The organism is Streptosporangium nanhuense (genome assembly GCF_059358815.1).
The window spans coordinates 34,383-53,752 of sequence record NZ_JCADBG010000013.1 but is presented as its reverse complement, the minus strand read 5'-3'; the positions used below and the strand labels follow the sequence as shown (position 1 = coordinate 53,752).

20 protein-coding genes are annotated in these 19,370 nt (G+C 72.0%); 13 read left to right on the top strand and 7 right to left on the bottom strand.

The annotated features are described in order from the left end of the window. Positions 1-344 precede the first annotated feature (344 nt). Positions 345-971 (bottom strand): hypothetical protein, encoded by a 627-nt coding sequence (locus AC5L38_RS24280; protein WP_495245117.1) that lies wholly within the window; start codon positions 969-971, stop codon positions 345-347. Between the two features lie 198 nt (positions 972-1,169). Between AC5L38_RS24280 and AC5L38_RS24275 the strand changes: the two genes are divergently transcribed. The 6 genes from AC5L38_RS24275 to AC5L38_RS24250 all read left to right on the top strand — a co-directional run bounded on the left by AC5L38_RS24275 (position 1,170) and on the right by AC5L38_RS24250 (position 6,598). After that, positions 1,170-1,838, top strand: a complete 669-nt coding sequence (locus tag AC5L38_RS24275) for a response regulator transcription factor (protein ID WP_389909145.1) — start codon at positions 1,170-1,172, stop codon at positions 1,836-1,838. A 1-nt stretch (position 1,839) separates the two neighbouring features. Further along, positions 1,840-3,333 (top strand): sensor histidine kinase, encoded by a 1,494-nt coding sequence (locus AC5L38_RS24270; protein ID WP_495245116.1) that lies wholly within the window; start codon positions 1,840-1,842, stop codon positions 3,331-3,333. A 50-nt stretch (positions 3,334-3,383) separates the two neighbouring features. Then, positions 3,384-3,794 carry a Rieske (2Fe-2S) protein gene (locus AC5L38_RS24265; protein WP_495245115.1) on the top strand — a complete coding sequence of 137 codons (411 nt, stop codon included), beginning with the start codon at positions 3,384-3,386 and terminating at the stop codon, positions 3,792-3,794. Between the two features lie 375 nt (positions 3,795-4,169). Continuing rightward, the gene (locus AC5L38_RS24260) at positions 4,170-5,051 is read left to right on the top strand and encodes a GNAT family N-acetyltransferase (protein WP_495245114.1); all 882 of its coding nucleotides are present in this window, start codon (positions 4,170-4,172) and stop codon (positions 5,049-5,051) included. A 247-nt stretch (positions 5,052-5,298) separates the two neighbouring features. Then, positions 5,299-6,186, top strand: coding sequence for a L,D-transpeptidase family protein (locus AC5L38_RS24255; protein ID WP_495245113.1), 888 nt, complete (start codon positions 5,299-5,301; stop codon positions 6,184-6,186). A 166-nt stretch (positions 6,187-6,352) separates the two neighbouring features. Next, a complete protein-coding gene (locus AC5L38_RS24250; protein ID WP_495245112.1) occupies positions 6,353-6,598 on the top strand; it encodes a hypothetical protein in 246 nt (81 codons plus the stop codon). Positions 6,599-6,788: 190 nt separating this feature from the next. On the opposite strand, the gene AC5L38_RS24245 is transcribed toward AC5L38_RS24250, so the two are convergent. Both AC5L38_RS24245 and AC5L38_RS24240 read right to left on the bottom strand, forming a co-directional pair. After that, a complete protein-coding gene (locus tag AC5L38_RS24245; protein WP_495245111.1) occupies positions 6,789-7,754 on the bottom strand; it encodes a serine hydrolase domain-containing protein in 966 nt (321 codons plus the stop codon). A gap of 33 nt (positions 7,755-7,787) precedes the next feature. Further along, complete coding sequence (locus tag AC5L38_RS24240; RefSeq protein WP_495245110.1) at positions 7,788-8,834, bottom strand: aldo/keto reductase; 1,047 nt, start codon at positions 8,832-8,834, stop codon at positions 7,788-7,790. 107 nt (positions 8,835-8,941) lie between these two features. Between AC5L38_RS24240 and AC5L38_RS24235 the strand changes: the two genes are divergently transcribed. From AC5L38_RS24235 to AC5L38_RS24220, 4 genes are all read left to right on the top strand, one after another. Next, a complete protein-coding gene (locus AC5L38_RS24235; RefSeq protein ID WP_495245109.1) occupies positions 8,942-9,889 on the top strand; it encodes an AraC family transcriptional regulator in 948 nt (315 codons plus the stop codon). A 225-nt stretch (positions 9,890-10,114) separates the two neighbouring features. After that, complete coding sequence (locus tag AC5L38_RS24230) at positions 10,115-11,014, top strand: aminoglycoside phosphotransferase family protein (protein WP_495245108.1); 900 nt, start codon at positions 10,115-10,117, stop codon at positions 11,012-11,014. 221 nt (positions 11,015-11,235) lie between these two features. Next, positions 11,236-11,724 (top strand): MarR family winged helix-turn-helix transcriptional regulator, encoded by a 489-nt coding sequence (locus tag AC5L38_RS24225; protein WP_495245107.1) that lies wholly within the window; start codon positions 11,236-11,238, stop codon positions 11,722-11,724. Positions 11,725-11,797: 73 nt separating this feature from the next. Continuing rightward, on the top strand, positions 11,798-13,303 hold the full coding sequence (locus AC5L38_RS24220; protein WP_495245106.1) for a DHA2 family efflux MFS transporter permease subunit: 1,506 nt from the start codon (positions 11,798-11,800) through the stop codon (positions 13,301-13,303). 33 nt (positions 13,304-13,336) lie between these two features. On the opposite strand, the gene AC5L38_RS24215 is transcribed toward AC5L38_RS24220, so the two are convergent. After that, the gene (locus AC5L38_RS24215) at positions 13,337-14,188 is read right to left on the bottom strand and encodes a DUF72 domain-containing protein (protein ID WP_495245105.1); all 852 of its coding nucleotides are present in this window, start codon (positions 14,186-14,188) and stop codon (positions 13,337-13,339) included. A 160-nt stretch (positions 14,189-14,348) separates the two neighbouring features. Here AC5L38_RS24215 and AC5L38_RS24210 point away from each other — a divergent pair, with 160 nt between their 5' ends. Next, entirely contained in the window at positions 14,349-15,305 is a 957-nt protein-coding gene (locus tag AC5L38_RS24210) for an NHL repeat-containing protein (RefSeq protein ID WP_495245104.1), read from the top strand. 194 nt (positions 15,306-15,499) lie between these two features. On the opposite strand, the gene AC5L38_RS24205 is transcribed toward AC5L38_RS24210, so the two are convergent. Beyond that, positions 15,500-16,060 (bottom strand): isochorismatase family protein, encoded by a 561-nt coding sequence (locus AC5L38_RS24205; RefSeq protein ID WP_495245103.1) that lies wholly within the window; start codon positions 16,058-16,060, stop codon positions 15,500-15,502. Between the two features lie 141 nt (positions 16,061-16,201). Between AC5L38_RS24205 and AC5L38_RS24200 the strand changes: the two genes are divergently transcribed. Together AC5L38_RS24200 and AC5L38_RS24195 are read left to right on the top strand one after the other, a co-directional pair. After that, on the top strand, positions 16,202-16,612 hold the full coding sequence (locus AC5L38_RS24200; RefSeq protein WP_495245102.1) for a hypothetical protein: 411 nt from the start codon (positions 16,202-16,204) through the stop codon (positions 16,610-16,612). Between the two features lie 133 nt (positions 16,613-16,745). Continuing rightward, positions 16,746-17,243, top strand: coding sequence for a DUF1203 domain-containing protein (locus AC5L38_RS24195; protein WP_495245101.1), 498 nt, complete (start codon positions 16,746-16,748; stop codon positions 17,241-17,243). 17 nt (positions 17,244-17,260) lie between these two features. On the opposite strand, the gene AC5L38_RS24190 is transcribed toward AC5L38_RS24195, so the two are convergent. Together AC5L38_RS24190 and AC5L38_RS24185 are read right to left on the bottom strand one after the other, a co-directional pair. After that, positions 17,261-17,935, bottom strand: coding sequence for a response regulator transcription factor (locus tag AC5L38_RS24190; protein ID WP_495245100.1), 675 nt, complete (start codon positions 17,933-17,935; stop codon positions 17,261-17,263). Further along, complete coding sequence (locus tag AC5L38_RS24185) at positions 17,932-19,260, bottom strand: sensor histidine kinase (protein ID WP_495245099.1); 1,329 nt, start codon at positions 19,258-19,260, stop codon at positions 17,932-17,934. The genes AC5L38_RS24190 and AC5L38_RS24185 overlap by 4 nt, the downstream gene beginning before the upstream one ends. Between the last annotated feature and the right edge of the window lie 110 nt (positions 19,261-19,370).

Sequence of the window (19,370 nt, the reverse complement as noted above, 5' to 3'; positions counted from 1 at the left end):
CGGGTCCCGCGCGGTGGGAGTCCTTCACCGGAGTCCCTCACCGAAGGCCTTCACTGAAGACCTTCACCGAAGACCTTCGGCAGAGGCCTTCGGCAGAGACCTTCGGCAGAGACCTTCGCCGGAGATCGAACCGCACCGGCCCCCGTACGGCGCGGATCTCCGGAGCGGTCCCGCGCGGTCGTCCCCGGTGGTCCCGCTGGACCGGCCGGGGGGCTCGCGCGGGTTTGCCGGATCCCCTTCGAGCCGGCTGCGAACCGGCCCGGGTCATTCCCGCACGGATGCCCGGGCCGGTTCGCAGGTCTTTCCGGGGACGCCCCCCGGCTCGCCGGGGCGTCCCCGCGGTCTCACTCCTCCGCGGCCTTGCTGACGCAGGTGACGGTGGGCACGTCGCCCTCCGACTGCTTGCCCGTCACCTTGACCTCGGTGACCGCGGTCCCATCGGGAGCGGACACGGCCGTGGAGAGCGTGGCCGCCTCCCCGGGCTTCGCAGCGCCTTCGGGACGGGGAGACGCGGCTATGCCCCTGACGGCCCTGGGCGGGGTCACGCCCTCGGGCAGGGCGGACGGCACCGCTTCCGCCCGCTCCGCCCGGATGACGTCGGTGACCGTGACGCCCCCGGCCTCGGGCCTCCTGAGCTCGTCGGCTCCAGGCTTTCTCAACCCCTCGGCCTTGAACTCGCCGACCTCGGGCTTCCTGAACTCGCCGGCCTCCCCGGGCGGCAGGGCGGGGACGGCGGGGAGGGCGGGCACCGCGGCCCCCTCCTTCTCCAGCTTCTCGCGCTCGGCCTCGGTGAGCCGCCGCGTCGTCAGGGTCACGTGGCCGCCCCCCTCGCACTCGATGAGCACGACCTTGTCCCCGGGCAGGGGGGCGGGGGCCGGGCTGGGTGTGTCGTCGGCGCTGGCGGCACCGGTCAGCGTGGCCATCAGAGCCCCCGCGGTCACCACGGCGGCGGCGAGCATGCGGATGCGCATGAATGTTCTCCTTGTCAGGCGAGGTCGGATTGTCAGGCGAGGTCGGACGAGTCGGCGGACGAGTCGCGGATGGGCCGGTGAGCGGACCGGCGTGCGGTTCTGGAGGTCACAGGCTCCCGCCCGTTGCCTGAACCCAGCCTGAAGGCGCCAGAAATCGTCTTCAGGTTGGCTTTAGGCGGGGTACGGCAGGCTGGCGGCATGCGCGTGCTACTGGTTGATGACGAGAAGCGCCTGGCCCATCTCCTGAAGGAGGGGCTGGCGGGCGAGGGGTTCGCCGTCGACGTCGCGTACGACGGGCGCGACGGGCTGTGGATGGCGACCGAGAACCCGTACGACGTGATCGTGCTCGACGTCATGCTGCCCCGGATGAACGGCTACACCGTCTGCGCCAGGCTTCGTGACGCGGAGAACTGGACGCCGATCCTGATGCTCACCGCCAAGGACGGGGTGCACGACGAGGCCGAGGCCCTGGACACGGGCGCGGACGACTTCCTGTCCAAACCGTTCTCCTACGTGGTGCTGCTGGCCCGGTTGCGCGCGCTGGTACGCAGGGGCGGCAGGGCGAGGCCGGTGTCCATCGCGGTCGGCGACCTGACCGTCGATCCGGCGGGGCTTCGCTGCCGCCGGGGCGAGGTGGAGATCTCCCTCACGCCCAAGGAGTTCGCGGTCCTGCACGGCCTGGCGCGCAGGCAGGGCGAGGTGGTCTCCAAGAGCGAGTTGCTGGCCCAGGCGTGGGACTTCTCCTACGACGGCGACCCGAACATCGTCGAGGTCTACGTCAGCGCGCTCCGCCGCAAGATCGACTCTCCGTTCGGGCGCTCGTCGCTGGTGACCGTACGCGGCGCCGGCTACCGACTGGAGGCCTGAGATGGCACCGCGCCTGTCGGTACGGCTCCGGGCGACCCTCGCGGCGACCGCCATCGTCGCGGTCGCGCTGGGGGTGGCGGCCTCGGTGCTCGTCGGCGTGCTGACGGGGAGCCTGACTCGGAGCGCCTCCGACGAGGCCGCCCGCCGCGCCGGCGCCACCGCCGACGTGCTCGCCGGTGCCGCCGGCGGCGTGCTGCCCGGCGGCGCGGTGACGATCGGTGTCCCGGCGGCCGACGCCACCTCGACCGTCACCCCGAGATCCCCCGCGTGCGTGATCGACGCTCCGTCGGTCGACGTGGTGACCGTCACCGGAGCGCGGGCCACGACCGCCCAGCAGTCGGAGCCGACCCTCCTCGACCCCGACATCAAGATCTTCAGGCATGCCGTGCCGCCCGCTCCGACGCGCTCCGCCCCGGCCCCGGCCGCCTTCCGGTCGTCCGGCGGGAAGGGCGCGGAGCCCCCCGCGGTGGCCCTGCTGGGCACCGCGAGCGGGGCCGCGCAGCCGGCCGAGGTGGCGGGATGGGCTCCCGGCGAGTCCTTCGCCCTGGCCACGATGCCGGTGAACACCGCCGACGGCACACTGTTCGTACAGGCCAGGGCGTCGCTCGAACCGACGGCGGACGCCCTGACGACCCTGCGCGGCCTGCTGCTTCCCGGCATTCCCGCGTTGCTCCTGCTGGTCGCCGCCCTCACCTGGCTCGCCGTCGGCCGGGCGCTGGCACCGGTCTCGGCCATCCGCGCCGAGATGGCCGACATCACCGCCAGCGACCTGCACCGGCGGGTCCCCGTGCCGAGGTCGCGTGACGAGATCGCCCGCCTCGCCGAGACCATGAACCGCACGCTCGACCGCCTCGAACTCGCGGTCAGCCGGCACAAGCGCTTCGTCGCCGACGCGGCCCACGAGCTCCGCAGCCCGCTGGCCATCCTGCGGACCCGCCTGGAGCTGGCCCGGCCGGGACCGCTGGCGGCCGAGGCGCTCACCGACGTGGAGCGGATCCAGGCCCTCACCTCCGACCTCCTCCTGCTCGCCCGCCTGGACGCCGGTGAGCCCACCGCTCATGAGGAGGTGGACCTCGGCCAGGTCACCGCCGAGGAGGCGGCCAGGTCGCGGCCCAGGCCGGAGATCAGGGTCACGCTGGAGGTGGCGGCCGACACCGTGGTCCTCGGTTCCGCCGGTCAGCTGCGCCGCCTGGTGGCCAACCTGGTGGACAACGCCGTACGCCACGCGAGTTCCGCGGTCACCGTCCGGCTGGCCACGGAGGACGGTGAGGCGGTGCTCGACGTGCGCGACGACGGACCGGGCATTCCCGCCGAGCACCACGAGGCGGTCTTCGACCGCTTCACCCGGCTGGACGAGGCCAGGGACAGGGACGCGGGCGGCGCGGGTCTCGGCCTCGCCATCGCCAGGGACATCGCGGTACGGCACGGCGGCAGCCTGCGCATCGCGGGGAAAGATCGCGAAGCATGGCTACAGGCCCGTTTTCCTGTGATATGAACCACACACGTGATCTTTCACGGACCCCTTCAACCCCCAGGAGGCCCGTCATGTCCGCCCCCACCCGTCGCTTCATGATCTTCCGAGGCCTCGCAGGCGGCGCCGTCGCCGCGATCGCGTCGGCCACCGCGTGGGCACGCCCCGCCGAGGCCGCCGAGGACACCGGGGAGGCCGCCGGCCCCATCCTCGCCAAGACCAGCAGCATTCCCGTCGGCGGCGGCCGGATCATCAAGGGCACGTGGGTGGTCACCCAGCCGAAGAAGGGCACCTTCCGCGCCTTCAGCGCGAAGTGCACGCACCAGGGTTGCCCGGTCTCCACCATCCGCGGCGGGACCATCAACTGCGCCTGCCACGGCAGCAGGTTCCGGATCGCCGACGGCTCGGTGGCCAGGGGCCCCGCCAAGCGGCCGCTGGCCCGCAAGAAGATCAGGGTCTCCAAGGGCGTCATCCGGCTGAGCTGAGCGACCGGCGCCGCTCACCCGGACTTCGCGCGGACCGCTCCCATGACACCCGCCACGTGATCGGCGAAGGTTTCACGTGAATCAATGCGCTTCGCGTGGGTAGCTGGAAAGGTCGCGCTCAACCCGGGAAGGCCCGACCCGGGAAGGCCCGAGCCAGAGAGGCCCGACCCCGGAGAGAGGATATCCGGATGCGTCCGGCGGGGAGCGGCGAAAGAATACGCGGTGCCGGGATCCGGCGATTCGGACGCACGCATCGGCGGTCGGGCACCGGCGGTTCGGGCGCTTCGGCGGCTCAGTGGTCCGGCGAGTCCGCGGTCCTGCCGCGGGGAGCGCCGGGCCGGGCCGTGGAGCCGTCGCGGGAGGGATGTGAGACCGATGGGTGACATCACCGTGCGCCCCTACGAGGGCCCCGCCGACCTGCGGAGGATGCAGGAGCTCGTACGGGCGACCTGGGGCCCCGCCACCCGGCCGCACATCGGGGGTCTCGCCTGGAGCAGGTTCCAGCACGTGGGACGGGAGGCGGAGTGGCCGACGGCGCTGTGGGAGCGCGACGGTGACACCCTGGCGTGGGGGTGGGCGACGCCTCCGGGCGAGCTGGAGATGTACGTCCATCCGGAGCGTCCCGAGCTGGCGGACGAGGTGCTCGACTGGTTCGGCGACGTGGCCACCGGCGACGAGCGGGGGGTGACCGTCCTGGAGAGCGAGAGGCGGCTCGCCGCGGTCCTGTCCCGGCACGGCTACCGGCGGGGGCCCGCGGACGCGCCCTTCCTGGTGCGCATGTCACGCGACCTGCGCGACCTGCCGGGCCCCGAGGTGCCTCCCGGTTTCGTCGCGCGGCACGTGCGCGGCGAGGAGGACGTGCCCGAGCGGGTGGCCGTGCACCGGTCGGCGTTCGCCCCCTCGTCGGTCACCGAGGAGAGCTATCGCAACGTCATGGGCGCGTGGCCCTACCGGCGCGAGCTGGACTGCGTCGTCGAGGCGCCGGACGGCCGCGCGGTGTCGTACTGCCTGATCTGGCTGGACGACGCCAACGGCGTCGGGGAACTGGAGCCGGTCGGCACGCACCCTGACTTCCGGCGGACGGGACTGGCCCGTGCGGCCTGCCTGTACGCGCTGCACCGGCTCCGGGAGGCGGGAGCGGTCTCCGCGATCGTCCATCCTCGGGGGGACGCGGGGTATCCGGTGCCCGTGCGGCTGTACGAGGCTCTCGGCTTCCGCGCCCATGACCGGACGGTCCGCTACTCGCGCGCCCGGTGAGCCCTGGCAAGCCCCGGCGAGTCTTGGTGAACCCCGTAGATCCCCGCCGGTCCCCGTCGAGCGCTTTCATCGCTTTCAGAAATATATGATGAATATCGTCATATAACACCGCCCGCAAATATATGCAGATTTTCTCGGGAAAATTCCCCCGAGATAACTCTTGAACCGCACGCGGATGTATAAGTCTTACTCCCCGGCAAGTAGCATTACAGGGTTGATCACACCCGTCGGTGGATAGACGTCACATATGCGAAGCACCATTCGACGCTCCCTGATCAGCAGCACCGTCTTCGCCCTGGTCACCACCCTCCCCTTCAGCATCGCGCCCGCCCTGGCCGACCCCGCCCCCGATTCCCGGCACGTTCCCCTGCCGGATCAATTCGCGACCCTCAAAACAGGCAGCAGGGGAATAGAGGTGCATAACGCGAAGAAAAGGCTTAAAGAATTGGGTTTCCCCCCGGGAAATCTCACCCCCACGTATGACTCCGCCCTGCGGATGACCGTGTGGGCCTTCCAGAAGGCCAACGGATTGAAGGCCGTCGACAGGATCGACTCGCCGACCTGGCAGGCCCTCCTGAGCCCCCGTCGTGTCAGGCCTCTGGTGGCGGACGGGGAGCCGGAAAGGGCCGAGATCGATCTGCGGCGCCAGCTCCTCACGGCGTGGAGAGGCGGGAAGCCCGTGCTGGTGACCCACATCTCGACCGGTGCCCGCAGGCCGTACTGCGAGAAGGGTCACTGCGGGTTCGCCGAGACCCCGCTCGGCGACTACCGGGCGGGGGTGCGGGTTCCCGACTGGTCTACGGGAGTCCTGGGGGCGATGTTCTACTCCGTCTACTTCAACGGCGGCATCGCCATCCACGGCTCCACCCTCGTCCCCCGCTACCCCGCGTCCCACGGATGCGTCCGGGTCCCGCTGCACGTCGCCCTCGACCTCTACCGGTTCCTCCGGCCGGGCGTCCCGGTGTACGTCCGCCGCTCGGAGGCCCCCGGGCGCCCGAAGGCGCGCGGGGGACAGCACGCCCGGCTCCCCAAGGCACGCCCCCCGGAGGCTCCGCGCCGCGCGCACCGCCACTCCTCGCGGCCCGGGCGTTCCACCGGCGACCGGACGGGGCGTGACGGCGGGAGCGGCCGGTGAGCCGGGGAGCGGCCCTGCCGCCGCGCGATCCCGCCGTAAGGTCCCGCCGCGCGATCCCGGCACGAAATCCCGGCCGGTACGGCGATCCAACCGATCCGACGGGCTTAGAACCGTGCCGCGAGGTGATGATGAAGATGTCGGCAGATCATTCCGAAGGGCGTGAATCGTGATACCAACCATGATCCTGTTCGGCCTGGTCTTCGGGCGCTGGTGGCGGGCCTCCCTCCTCGCCGCCGCCGTGTTCTGGCCCGCCGTGCTCCTGGCCGGCGACGTGATCGGTTTCGACGGTTCACTGGTGACGGCGGCCGCGCTGGGAGTGCTCAACGTCGCCGCCGGGGTGGCGATCCACCAGAGCGTCCTGTGGCTCGTCAGGAACACGATCACGCAGCGGCCACGGGCGAAGAACCTCTAGCCGTACGGCCACCGCACGCACCGGGGGCTCGACGTCCCCTGCGGTGGAGACGACGGCGACGGCGAGGACCCGACGAGGGCTCGGCGGCGGCTCGGCGGCGGCTCGGCGGAACGCGGGCGAGCGGTTTTCCTCCCGCGTTCCCTGCGGGCGCGCTTCGGTTTTCCTCCCGCGTTCCCGGCGAGCGCGCGGTTCAGTGCCCGATCCCCGCCAGGATCACCTCGTCGAGCACGACCGAGGCGGTCGACTGGTCGGGCTCGTTGTACTGTCCCGCGGTGATGGCGACCACCAGGTCCAGCGCGGGTGCCACGTGGATCCGCTGGCCGCCGTTGCCGAACCCGCCCGTCCACGTGTCGCCCACGTACCAGTAATAGCCGTAGTGGGACCCCTCGTCGATCCGCACGTGCGGGTGCAGCGCCATCTCCAGCCAGGACGACGGGACGACGCCGCCGCCTCCGTCGAGCACGAGCCGCCCGATCGCGAGAAGGTCGCGAGGGGTGAGCCGCAGCCCGGCGGCGGCCTGGGCCACGCCGTCCTCACCGGTCGACCACTCGAAGCGCGTGATCCCCAGCGGCTCGAACAGCCTGGCGCGCGCGTAGTCCTGCACCGCCTGGCCGGTGCCCTTCTCGATGAGTCGCGCCACCAGCGCCGAAGCGCCCCCGCAGTAGGACCATCGGCGGCCGGGCTCGTCCACGATCCGCTGCTCCAGGACGTAACGGAAACGGTCGGGGGCGAGTTCCATCGCGACCTCGCTGTTGGCCACGCTCGTGTAGGGGGCACTCTCGTCCCACTCCAGGCCGAGCGTCATGGTGAGCGCGTGCTCGACCGTGAGCGCGGCCCGCCGGGGGTCCTCGGCGAGGTCCGGATACTCGGGGAAGTGCCGTAGCAGCGGCTCGCGCGGCTCCGGCACCCGGCCGTCGGCGAGGGCGATGCCGTACAGGAGGCCGACGACGCTCTTGGTGATCGAGCGGACGTCGTGGAGCGTGCCGGGTGTGAAGCGCACCCGGCCGAGCGGCTCGTTCAGCCGGAAGTCCTCGCCCTCGCCGTAGTGCTCAAGGATCACCCGGCCGTGGCGGAGGGCGACCACGGCGTGGAGGCCGGGCAGCCGGCCCCGCTCCACGCCGAGGGCGAGACGGTCGGCGAGGGCGTCACTGGTCATGATTCTGTTCTACGCCCTGCCACCGTGTCAGGGTCAACCCTGCGGGGTGAACTCCCACGCCCCCTGCTTGGGGAAGCGGTCGGAGTGGTCGGCCTGGATCCAGCCGGGGTACTCCACCGGGAGCGCGCTGGCGGCGTCCAGCTCGGTGAGATCCCGCTCGGTGAGTTCCAGCTCGACGGCGGCGAGGTTCTCGGTGAGCTGCTCGGGGCGCTTGGCGCCGATGATGACGCTGCTCACGCCGGGTCGCGAGAGCACCCAGGCGAGCGCGACGCGGGCCACGCCGACCTCGTGGCGGGCCGCCACCTCGCGCAGGACGTCGATGACGTCGTAGGCGCGCTCCAGGTTCACCGGCGGGAACTGGAACTGGTTGCGGCGGGCCCCGCCGTCGCTCGTGCCGGTGCGGTCGAACTTTCCGGACAGCAGGCCGGCGGCGAGCGGGCTCCAGACCAGCAGGCCGAGCTTCTGGTCCTGGATCAGGGGGAGGATCTCGCGTTCGATGTCGCGCGCCGCGAGCGAGTACTGGGCCTGAAGGGAGGCGAACCGCGCCCATCCCCGCCGCTCGGAGACTCCCAGGGCCTTCATCGCCTGCCAGGCGGTCAGGTTCGAGGCGCCGACGTAGCGGACCTTCCCCTGGCGCACGGCGTCGTCGAGGGCGGACAGGGACTCCTCGAAGGGCGTGATCGGGTCGATGTTGTGGATCTGGTAGAGGTCGATGTGGTCGGTACGGAGCCTGCGCAGGCTGTCCTCCAGCGACCGCATGATGTGCAGCCGGGACTGGCCGACGTCGTTGGGACCACCGGCCATCCGCGCGGTCATCTTGGTGGCCAGCACCACGTCGCGGCGGCGCGCCCCGAGCACCTGGCCGAGAAGCTCCTCCGACTCGCCCCCGCCGTACACATCGGCGGTGTCGATGAGGTTCACCCCGTGATCGAGCGCGGTGCCCACCAGGTGGTCGGTGTCCTTCACATCCAGCGCGCCGACCGCCTCCCAGACCTGGGAACCTCGCCCGCCGAAGCTCATCGCTCCGAGCGAGATGCTGGAGACGAAGACTCCGGTGGTGCCGAGCTGTGCGTATTTCATCGTCCTACTCCTTCCAGATGAGGGGGGCGATGGAACGCTATAACCGACATACGTGGACAATCCATAAGAAAGAGTCCGACATATATGCGAGATCGTCCGGAGTCACCATGGACCCCCTGTCCGACGTCCTGACCCTGCTGAACGTCAGCAGCGCCCTCTCCTCGCGCTTCGAGGCCGCCGGCCGCTGGGCGCTGCGCTTCCGGAGCTACCGACACATCAAGATCGGCGCGATCACGTCCGGCGCCTGCTGGCTCACCGTCGACGGCATGCCCCCGCTGCGGCTGTCGGCGGGTGACTGCTACCTGCTCACGGGCGGGCGGCCGTACGAGGTCGCCAGTGACCTGGACATCGAGGCGGCGGACGGCCACGACGTCTACCTCCACGCTCCCAACATCAGGAACGTACGGTACGGGACCGCCGCCCCGGACGCGGAGCCGACCGTCATCATCGGCGGCAGCATCACCCTCGACGACATGACCGCGACGCTGCTGCTCGACTGCCTGCCCCCGGCCGTGCGCATCCCCGCCGACAGCGAGCAGGCTCGGACCCTGCGCCCGGTGCTGGGGATGCTGACCCACGAGACCTCGGCCGAGCCGCTCGGGGCGACGGTGATGATCGAGCATCTGACCCAGATCATGTTCGTCCAGGCCCTGCGCGCCCACCTGGCCGGCGAGGGGACCATCCCTGGCTGGCTGGGGGCGCTGAGCGACCCGCGGATCGGCGCCGCGCTCACCCTGATGCACCAGCAGGCCACCCGCCGCTGGACGGTCGCCGGCCTCGCCGCCGAGGTGGACATGTCCCGCTCCAGCTTCGCCCTGCGCTTCAAGACCCTCGTCGGGCTGCCGCCGCTGGACTACCTGCTGCACTGGCGCATCCGGTCCGCGGCCGAGGTGCTGCGCGCCGGTGACCGCACGGTCTCGTCGGTGGCCGCCGAGTGGGGGTACGCCTCGGAGAGCGCCTTCAGCAACGCCTTCAAACGCGTCACCGGCCAGCCGCCCGCCCGGTACCGGACCGCGAAGCCGCCCCCGCCGGCCGCCCCTCCCGTCCACGAGTGAGACCGGCGCGTGAGCCGGTATATGACCGGTATATGAGTTGACAGGCGCGTTCCGCGACCGGTCCGATGGACATCGGCCGGCGTGCGGCGAGAGGGGTGACCGGGTCGTCCAGCCGTGTCACGCCGTCCGTGTCACGGCGTTCGCGTCACGGCGTTCGCGTCACGGCGTTCGCGTCACGGCGTTCGCGTCACGTGGCGGTCCCGCCCGAGTTCAGGAAGGTGTCCCATGCGTGCCGCGAGGATGCATGCCGACGAGGTGGAGCACGACGTCCCGCTCGTGCGCCGGCTGATCGCCGCGCAGTTCCCGCGGTGGGCGGACCTTCCCGTCGAGCCGTTCGACTCCTCCGGCACCGACAACGCCATCTACCGGCTCGGCGACGACATGGCCGTGCGCCTGCCCCGCAGGGCCGGTTCCGCCGCGCAGGTGGAGAAGGACCTGCGCTGGCTGCCGAGGCTCGCCCCGCTGCTCCCGGTGCCCGTTCCCGTCCCGCTCGGCGCGGGCAGGCCCGCCGACGGATACCCGCTGCCCTGGTCGGTCTACCGCTGGCTCGACGGTGAGACCCCGGCCGCCGGCCGCCTGACCGACCCGGGCCCGCTCGCGAGGGACCTGGCGGCGTTCGTCGCCGCGTTCGGCCGGATCGGCCTCCCGGACGGGCCGCCCGCCTACCGGGGCGGGCCGCTGGCGGCGCTGGACGCCCCGACGCGCACCGCGATCGACGACCTGCGCGGGACGATCGACACCGGCGCGGCGACCGCGGCGTGGGAGGCCGCCCTGAGGACGCCCGGGTGGACGGGCCCGCCCGTCTGGATCCACTCCGACCTGATGCCGGGGAACCTGCTGCTCGTCCGGGGGCGGCTCGGCGCCGTCATCGACTTCGGCACCGCGGGCGTGGGAGACCCCGCCTGCGACCTGATCGTCGCGTGGAACCTCCTCCCGGCCGAGGTGCGCGACGACTTCCGCGCGGCCCTGCGGGTCGACGACGCGACCTGGGCCCGCGGGCGCGGCCGGGCCCTGTCCATCGCGCTCATCGCGCTCCCGTACTACAGGGACACGAACCCGGTGTTCGCGGCGAACGCGCGGCACGTGATCCACGAGGTCCTCGCCGACCACGAGAACGCCGCCTGACGAGATCCGCGTACGGGCGCGCGCCACGTCGCGGATCGCCCCGGGCCGCGTCCAGGACACGAGATCCGTGTACGGGCGCGCGCACCAGGCCTCGCGTGGTCATGACGGGACTCCGCGGGCACGCCCGGCCGGTCGGCGGGCTGGTCAACGAGCCCGGGGCGCCGCCAGGTGCTTCCGTTTGCGGATAATCCGGAACGGTACCTGTTGGCTATGGTGGGGGCATGACCGCCATGGCGCCCGCCCGTACCGAGCCGGATCTGTCGTTCCTGCTGGACCACGCCGGCCACGTCCTGAGGACCCGGATGGCGGCGGCGCTCGCCGAGATCGGGCTGACGGCACGCATGCACTGCGTGCTGGTCCACGCCCTGGAGGAGGAGCGCACGCAGATCCAGCTCGCCGAGCTCGGCGACATGGACAAGACCACGATGGTGGTCACGGTCGACGCCCTGGAGAAGGCGGGGCTCGCCGAGCGCCGCCCGTCCAGCACGGATCGGCGCGCCCGGATCATCGCGGTCACCGAGAAGGGCGCGGAGGCCGCGCGGCAGAGCCAGGAGATCGTCGACGGCGTGCACCGGGCGACGCTGGGCGCGCTGCCCGACGACGAGGCCGAGGTGCTCGTACGGGCGATGAACCGCCTGGTGACGGGGCATCTGGCCGCTCCCGTCGAGGCGCCGCAGGGGGTCAGGCGGGCACGGCAGCGCACAAAGTGAATCCATAAAGGATCGTCTACAACAAAACTATCTGCTACGGTCTCTCCTGTTCCCTTCCGAACAGGAGACGGCCATGTCGCACACCGCACCCTCCCCCCGGCCACCCCGCGCCGACACGCCCCCGTCGCGATGGCTCGCGCTCGCCGTGCTGTCCACCGCGATGTTGATGACGATCCTGGACGGCAGCATCGTGACCGTGGCGATGCCGGCCATCCAGGAGGATCTGGGCTTCTCGCCCGCCGGGCTCAGCTGGACCGTCAACGCCTACCTGATCGCCTTCGGCGGGCTGCTCCTGCTGGCCGGCCGGCTGGGCGACCTCATCGGCCGCAAGACCATGTTCCTGGCCGGGAACGCGGTCTTCACCGCCGCGTCGCTGCTGGCCGGGCTGGCCTCCGGGCCCGGCCTGCTGATCGCCGCCCGGTTCCTGCAGGGGGTCGGCAGCGCGATGGCCTCCGCGGTGGTGCTGGGCATCCTGGTGACGCTGTTCACCGAGCCCGCCGAGCGCGCGAAGGCGATCGGCGTCTTCAGCTTCACCGGCGCCGCCGGGGCCTCCATCGGCCAGGTCCTGGGCGGGGTCCTCACCGACGCGCTCAGCTGGCACTGGATCTTCTTCATCAACCTGCCGATCGGCCTGGCCACGGTCGCGCTGGCGGTCCGGGCACTGCCGGGCGAGCGCGGGATCGGGCTCGCCGCCGGGGCCGACGCCATCGGCGCCGTGCTGGTCACCGCCGGCCTGATGCTGGGCATCTACACGGTGGTCAAGATCGAGGAGTACGGCTGGCTCGCGGCGCACACCCTCGGCCTGGGCGCGGTGTCGCTCGTCCTGCTGGCCGCGTTCCTCGCCCGCCAGGCGACCGCCCGGACCCCGCTGATGCCCCTGCGGATCTTCCGGTCGCGCAACGTCTCGGGCGCCAACCTGGTCCAGATGCTGTCGCTGTCGGCCATGTTCGCCTTCCAGATCATCGTCGCGCTCTACATGCAGAAGGTCCTCGGGTACGGCGCCCTCGACACCGGCCTGGCGATGCTTCCCGCGGCGGTGGCCATCGGCGGGGTGTCCCTGTTCCTCTCCGCCCGGCTCAACACCCGCTTCGGCGAGCGTGCCGTCCTGCTGGCGGGGCTGGTGCTCCTGTTCGCGGCGATGGGCTGGCTCACCCGCGTACCGGTGGACGCGAACTACGTCACCGACCTGCTCCCGGTGATGCTGCTCATCGCGGGCGGCGGGCTGGTGCTCCCGGCCCTGACCACGCTCGGCATGTCCGGCGCGAGGGCCGACGACGCGGGCCTGGCGTCCGGCCTGTTCAACACCACCCAGCAGATCGGCATGGCGACCGGCGTCGCGGTGCTGTCCACGCTGGCCGCCCGGCGTACCGGGGAACTGCTGTCCGCGGGAGAGAGCGCGGCCGCCGCGCTGACCGGCGGCTACCACCTGGCCTTCGGCATCGCCGCCGCGCTGCTCCTGGCCGCCTTCACCGTCGCGCTCGTCGTGCTGCGGCAGACCGGACCGGACACCGCCGCCCCGGACACCGCCACCCCGGACGCGGCCCCCGTCGCGTCGGCGGCCCGGCCGGAGACCACCTGACCATCGCGGCGCGTGGTCGTCAGAAAGTGGTCGTCAGAAAAGGGTCAGCGGCTCGGTGGGCATCGGCTCGGGGAGCGGCTCGATCCCGGGCAGCAGGGCCCGTACGTCGTCGTGAAAACGGCGGGCGAGCGCCGGCGCCTCGGCGTTGTCGGGGGTGTGGACGAACACGGTCGGCGAGCGGCCCTCGCGCAGCCACCCGGCGACCGTGTCGACCCAGTGCCGCCAGCCCTCGACCGTGCTCGCCGTGTCGTCCCGGCCCAGGTAGCGGACGATCGGGCGGTCGGTGAGAGCGACCGACCGGCGCGGCATGCGCGGCTTCTTCGACCACGCCTCCCGCTCGGCGTCGCTGGTCGGGGGGCTCCGGAAGAGAGTGGTGGTGTCGAAGGGCACCCACTCGGCACCGGCCCCGGCGAGGACCCCTTCGAGAAGCCGCACGGATCGCGGGTCGTCGAAGAACGCGCGGTGGCGGACCTCGACGGCGTACCCGTGCGAGCTGGGCAGCCCGCGGAGGAAGCCGGCCAGGGTGCCGAGGTCGGTCGGGCCGAACGATCCCGGCAGCTGGATCCAGAGGGTCCGGGCTCGCGGCCCGAGCGGTTCGATCGCCTCCAGGAACGAGCGGACCTCCTCGTCGACACCGGTGAGACGGCCCTCGTGCGTGATCGTCCTGGGCAGCTTGACCACCAGGCGGAAGTCGGGGCCGGTCTGCCGCGCCCACGACTCCACCGTGCTCCTCGCCGGTGTCGCGTAGAAGGTCGTGTTGCCCTCCACCGCGTTGCACCAGGTCGCGTACGCCCGCAGGCGCTCCCCGGCAGGGAGCGGATGGGGCAGGAAGCGTCCCTGCCATGACGTGAGAGACCACATCGCGCATCCCACATGAAGCCGCATGACCCGACGCTATCCAAGGACGGCGGGGCGTCCGGCCAGTGGGTGCCCCGGACGGGCGCGCTTTACGGGAGCACTACAACCGGACGTCATACGGTAGATCCATTACCCAAGCGGGCATTCAGGTAGACCATCGCACTCGCGACAGATGGGATGTTCATCAATGAAGGTGGCATTTCTCCTAGCAGGGTTCCTCACCGTCCTCATGGCGGCCCCGGCCGCGGCGGCCGAGACGGGAGCCGGAGCCGACGCGTCCACGACCTCCGCCTCCTCCGGGAAGCCGGCCTATCCCGCCGAGTTCCCCCTTCCCGACGGCTTCCAGCCGGAGGGGATCGCCATCGGCCCGGGAGCGACCGCGTACTTCGGCTCGCGCGCGACCGGCGCGATCTACCGGGCCGACCTGCGCACGGGCAAGGGCCGGATCATCAACCCGGGACCGGGCACCCCGTCGCTCGGCCTCAAGACCGACGCTCGCGGCAGGCTGTTCGTCGCGGGCGGTACGGGCGGCGACGCCCGCGTGATCGACACCCGCAACGGCAAGGTGCTCGCGAGCTACCGGCTCGCCACCGGCGCCGCGTTCGTCAACGACGTCGTGCTCACCCGCGACGCGGCCTACTTCACCGACTCGACCAACCCCGTGCTGTACAAGCTGCCGTTCGGGCGTGGCGGAGCGCTGCCGAAGGAGGCGGTGCAGGTGCCGCTGAGCGGTGACATCGTCTACGCGACCGGCATCAACGCCAACGGCATCGCCCAGACCCCCGACCGCAGGGCACTGCTCGTCGTCCAGTCGAACACCGGCAAGCTGTTCCGGGTCGACCCCTCGACCGGTGTCGCCACCCTGGTGGACATCGGCGCCGAGACCCTGGCCAACGGTGACGGCCTGCTGCTGGAGGGCCGTGTCCTCCACGTCGTGCAGAACCGCCTGAACACCCTGACGTCCCTCTCGCTGGACCGCGGCGCCACCTCGGGGAAGGTGGTCCGCAAGCTCACGGACGGCCGCTTCGACGTGCCCACCACCGTCGCCTCCTTCCGCGACCGCCTCTATCTCCCCAACGCCCGCTTCACCACCACTCCCACCCCGACGACCCCGTACGACGTGGTGGCCGTCGAGCGCCACTGATCGTTCTCCCCGCCTTTTCGACACGAGGCGGGGCGGGTGGGAGCGGGATCGCAGGCGGTCGTCCGCTCCCACCCGCACGCACGGTCCGCGGTGATCCACGCCCGGGCGGCCCGGACCCGCCGCGCACACGTGTCGCACGGGTTCGGGTGTCACATGGGTTCGGGTGTCACACGGCTTCAGAGGTCACACGGGCTTCAGGACGCGTGGCCGAAGTCGACGTCCTTGGTCTCGACCGTCCCGGCCGTCCGGCCCGGTGCGTCCTGGTAGGTCCAGTACAGGTTCGTGTGCTTGATGACCAGGTCCGGCGACGGCGCGCCCCACTCCGTCTGGTCCTCCGTCGTGTGGGCGTCGCTGACGAGGGTCGCGTCGTATCCCCTGGTGAACGCGCCGTGGAGCGTCGAGCGGACGCACTGGTCGGTCTGCGCGCCGACGACGACGAGCCGCCCGACGCCGAGGCCGGACAGCACGCTCTCAAGTGTGGTGTCCTCGAAGGAGTCGCCGTAGTTCTTCTCGACGAGCGGCTCGGCGTCGTCCGGAACCAGCTCGGGGACGATCCGCCAGTCGTCGCTCCCCCTCACGAGGTCCTCGTCCGAGTGCTGGACCCAGACGACGGGCACCTGCTCCCGCCGCGCCCTCTCGACGAGGCCGCCGATGTTCGCGACGACCACGTCGCGCTCGTGGGCCCCCTCGACGACACCGTTCTGCACGTCGATGACGAGGAGGGCGGTGTTCGGCCGGTTCTCGAGTGTGGTCATGGTCTTCCCTCGCTCACGCCGGAATCCTGTGCCCATCCACGGTAGGCGCACCCACCGACAGAAAACCGCCTCCCCGGCCACCGGGCCGCGGTCTCACCCGGCCCCCTTGTCACCTCGACGCCGTCGTGATCGGCTCTTCGGATGAGCCACGACAGGTACCCCGGCGGGCTCGGGCTCCCCCTCACCCTTCCGTACCGCCGTTTCAAGGTGTGGAGCTACGTGCCCACTCACGGCGGGCTCGTGCTGCGCACCGAGTTCACGCCCGACGAACCCCACGTCGAGCTCCTCTTCCAGGGGGTGGCCGCGATCAGGCTGCCCACCTCCATGAACGGCGGCCTCGTCGTCGACACGGCGGACCGTCCCGAGAGGGACGCCGCCCTGAAGGATCTCGGGGTCCGCACCGATTCCGAGAGCCATGTCTTCACGATCAGGGGCGGTGACTTCGCCGGCCACGTCGTGGCGTACCACCTGTTCCTCCGCGAGGAACATCGGACGCGCTACAGCCCGTTCTCGCTGTTCCACGGCTACCTCGGCAGCGACTTCGACCGGTGACGCCCACCCGCCCGGGGTGGCCCCGAGCGAACCGGGGACGGAGAGGCCCATCCGGGTGAGGGGCACCGTGCAGGCCCACAACCAGGGCCGATTTCCGCCAGCGTGCCGGGGCCGCGCGGCCGACCATGGACCCATGAGCACTTCCCGCACGTTCGCCATCGAGGCCGAGGTCGTCGCCGAGCTACGCGTCCGCGACGACGCCGGGCGTCCGCCCCGCGTGGTCACCGACACCGAGGGGGGCTCCCCGCTGCGATGCTGCCTGCGCCGCAGCCTCCCGGGAGAGCGGCTCGCCCTGCTCGCGTACGCGCCGCTGCGCCGGTGGGGGGCGCGGACCGGGGGCGATCCCGGCCCGTACGAGGAGGTGGGCCCGGTGTTCGTGCACGCCGAGCCGTGCGAGGGGCCCGGCGGGACGGGCTTCCCCGTCGACATGTGCGGTGAGCGGCGGGTCTTCCGCGCCTACGACGCGGGCGGCACCATCCTCGGCGGGCGGCTGGTGGACCGGCACGTCAGCCTCGACGCCGCCGTGGCGGAGGGCATCCTGGCGGAGCAGTTCGCGGACCCCGACGTGGCGCTGGTACACGTGCGGGCGGTGGAGTTCGGCTGTTTCCTGTTCGAGGTGCACCGCGCCTGACCCCCGCTCCCGCCGCGCTACGCCTCGCCGGCGGGATCGGCGATGCGGTACCCCACCCCGGGTGTCGTCGTGATGACCGGCGGGCTTCCCAGCTTGCGGCGCAGCCTCCCGACGGTCACGGTGACGGTGTTGGTGAACGGGTCGGCGTTCTCGTCCCAGACCTGCTCCAGGAGGTCCTCGGTGCTCAGGAAGCCGGGGCCGGCGCGCAGCAGGGCTTCGAGGAGCGCGAACTCCTTGACCGAGAGGTCGAGCCGCCGGCTGTCGCGGGTGGCCGTGCGGCGTACCGGGTCGAGCTCGATCCCGGCCGCGCGCAGCGTCCGCGCCCGGGCGAACGGACGGCGGCGGGCCAGGGCGTGGACGCGCAGGACCAGCTCGGGGAAGTGGAAGGGCTTGGCGAGGTAGTCGTCGGCTCCCAGGGCGAGACCGCTGACCCGGTCCCCGGGAGAGCCGGCCGCGGTCAGCATCAGGACCATCGCGCGGTCGTCCCGTTCGGTGACCATCCGGCAGAGGACGTCGCCGTGGATCCCGGGCAGGTCGCGGTCGAGGACCACCACGTCGTACGCGTTGAGATCGAGCTTCGCCGCGGCGGCCAGGCCGTCGTGGGCGACGTCGACGGCCATGCCCTGGTCCCGTAGCCCCTCGGCCAGGATCTCGGCGAGCGGGCGCGCGTCCTCCACCACCAGGACCCTCACCCGGCGCCGCCTTCCGGCGCGGGCGCCGATGACGAGACGGTGGTTCGCGGACCATCTTCCGGTACGGGCACCGACGGCGGCGAGACGGTGGTTCGCGGACCGCCTTCCCGCGCGGGCGCCGACGGCAGTGAGACGGTGACGCGCAGGCCGCCTTCCGGCCGGGCGTGCAGGGTGAGGACGCCGTCGTGCGCGCTGACGACGGCCGCGACGATCGACAGGCCGAGACCGGCGCCGGTCTCCGAGCCGGTCCGGTCGGCGGCGAGCCGCCGGAAGGGCTCGGTGAGCCGGGCGACCTGCGCCGGGTCGAGAACCGGCCCGTCCGTCTCCACGACCATCCGCACCAGGCCGGTCCCGGTCCCGTTCCCGGTCCCGTCTTCGGTCGTGGTCCTGTCCTCGTTCCCGGTCGCGATCGCGAGCCGGATCGAGCCACCGTGCCGGTTGTGGACGACCGCGTTGTCGATCACGTTGTTCACCAGGCGAGACAGCAGGGGCGGGCTGCCCCGGGTCCACGCGGTGTCCTGGACGTGCGCCTCGACGGCCAGCTCCCTCTCCTCGATGTCCGTCGCGCGGGCGGCCAGTGATTCGGACACCAGGGTGCCGAGCGCGACCGGGACGCGGCCGTGGAGCTCGCCGTGCTGCGCGCGGGCGAGGTCGAGGAAGCCTTCCAGAAGGCCGTCGACCCGGTCGAGTTCGGTGCGCAGCCGGTCGGCGAGTGCCAGCGTCTGCGCCGGTACCGGCCCCGGCTTGGCCACGGCCACGTCCAGCGACGCCCGCATGGTCGTCAACGGTGTCCGCAGCTCGTGGGAGGCGTTGGCGACGAACCGGCGCTGGGCGGCGAAGGACGCCTCCAGGCGTTCCAGCAGCCCGTCGACGGTGTCCGCGAGATCCTTGACCTCATCGTCGGGGCCCGGCACGGCCAGCCGTTCGTGCAGGTTCTCGGCCGAGATCCGCCGCGTCGCCGCGGTGATCGTCCGCAGCGGGCGCAGCACCCGGCCGGCCACGGCCCTGCCCAGCGGGAACGAGATCGCCGCCATCACGAACAGCGCGATCACCGAGCCCACCAGGAGCTGGCGCGACTGGACCGCGTGGACGTCCGAGAGCTGCGCTTCGAGCTGGTGAACGCGTTCCTGCGCCTGGGTGAGACCGGGCTGCGGGGCGGGCGGGGTCTGGCCGGGTGCCGGCCGGGTCATGCCACCCGTGCCGGCCAGCAGGTTGGTGAGGACGAGCAGCCCCAGGCCGGACAGGAGGAACAGGGCGGCGTACAAGATGGTGAAACGCTGCCGTACCGTTCGCCTCGGTGGTGCGGGGCCTCGCGGCTCGCTCATCGATCCTCTCCCGTTCACGTGCGCACTTCCAGGACCTCCAGGATGCGGCACCTGACCTAACAGCGGTGTGACAGCGGTGGTTCGGCCCGTGTTGGGGCCGGATCCGTAGA

Excerpts from the sequence above, each read along its gene's own strand:
- AC5L38_RS24265 (WP_495245115.1), top strand. The coding sequence starts at position 3,384 with ATGTCCGCCCCCACCCGTCGCTTCATGATCTTCCGAGGCCTCGCAGGC.
- AC5L38_RS24255 (WP_495245113.1), top strand. The coding sequence starts at position 5,299 with ATGCGAAGCACCATTCGACGCTCCCTGATCAGCAGCACCGTCTTCGCC.
- AC5L38_RS24260 (WP_495245114.1), top strand. The coding sequence starts at position 4,170 with ATGGGTGACATCACCGTGCGCCCCTACGAGGGCCCCGCCGACCTGCGG.
- AC5L38_RS24225 (WP_495245107.1), top strand. The coding sequence starts at position 11,236 with ATGACCGCCATGGCGCCCGCCCGTACCGAGCCGGATCTGTCGTTCCTG.
- AC5L38_RS24195 (WP_495245101.1), top strand. The coding sequence starts at position 16,746 with ATGAGCACTTCCCGCACGTTCGCCATCGAGGCCGAGGTCGTCGCCGAG.
- AC5L38_RS24205 (WP_495245103.1), bottom strand. The coding sequence starts at position 16,060 with ATGACCACACTCGAGAACCGGCCGAACACCGCCCTCCTCGTCATCGAC.
- AC5L38_RS24220 (WP_495245106.1), top strand. The coding sequence starts at position 11,798 with ATGTCGCACACCGCACCCTCCCCCCGGCCACCCCGCGCCGACACGCCC.
- AC5L38_RS24270 (WP_495245116.1), top strand. The coding sequence starts at position 1,840 with ATGGCACCGCGCCTGTCGGTACGGCTCCGGGCGACCCTCGCGGCGACC.
- AC5L38_RS24280 (WP_495245117.1), bottom strand. The coding sequence starts at position 971 with ATGCGCATCCGCATGCTCGCCGCCGCCGTGGTGACCGCGGGGGCTCTG.
- AC5L38_RS24235 (WP_495245109.1), top strand. The coding sequence starts at position 8,942 with ATGGACCCCCTGTCCGACGTCCTGACCCTGCTGAACGTCAGCAGCGCC.
- AC5L38_RS24200 (WP_495245102.1), top strand. The coding sequence starts at position 16,202 with ATGAGCCACGACAGGTACCCCGGCGGGCTCGGGCTCCCCCTCACCCTT.
- AC5L38_RS24210 (WP_495245104.1), top strand. The coding sequence starts at position 14,349 with ATGAAGGTGGCATTTCTCCTAGCAGGGTTCCTCACCGTCCTCATGGCG.
- AC5L38_RS24215 (WP_495245105.1), bottom strand. The coding sequence starts at position 14,188 with ATGCGGCTTCATGTGGGATGCGCGATGTGGTCTCTCACGTCATGGCAG.
- AC5L38_RS24275 (WP_389909145.1), top strand. The coding sequence starts at position 1,170 with ATGCGCGTGCTACTGGTTGATGACGAGAAGCGCCTGGCCCATCTCCTG.
- AC5L38_RS24240 (WP_495245110.1), bottom strand. The coding sequence starts at position 8,834 with ATGAAATACGCACAGCTCGGCACCACCGGAGTCTTCGTCTCCAGCATC.
- AC5L38_RS24245 (WP_495245111.1), bottom strand. The coding sequence starts at position 7,754 with ATGACCAGTGACGCCCTCGCCGACCGTCTCGCCCTCGGCGTGGAGCGG.
- AC5L38_RS24230 (WP_495245108.1), top strand. The coding sequence starts at position 10,115 with ATGCGTGCCGCGAGGATGCATGCCGACGAGGTGGAGCACGACGTCCCG.
- AC5L38_RS24185 (WP_495245099.1), bottom strand. The coding sequence starts at position 19,260 with ATGAGCGAGCCGCGAGGCCCCGCACCACCGAGGCGAACGGTACGGCAG.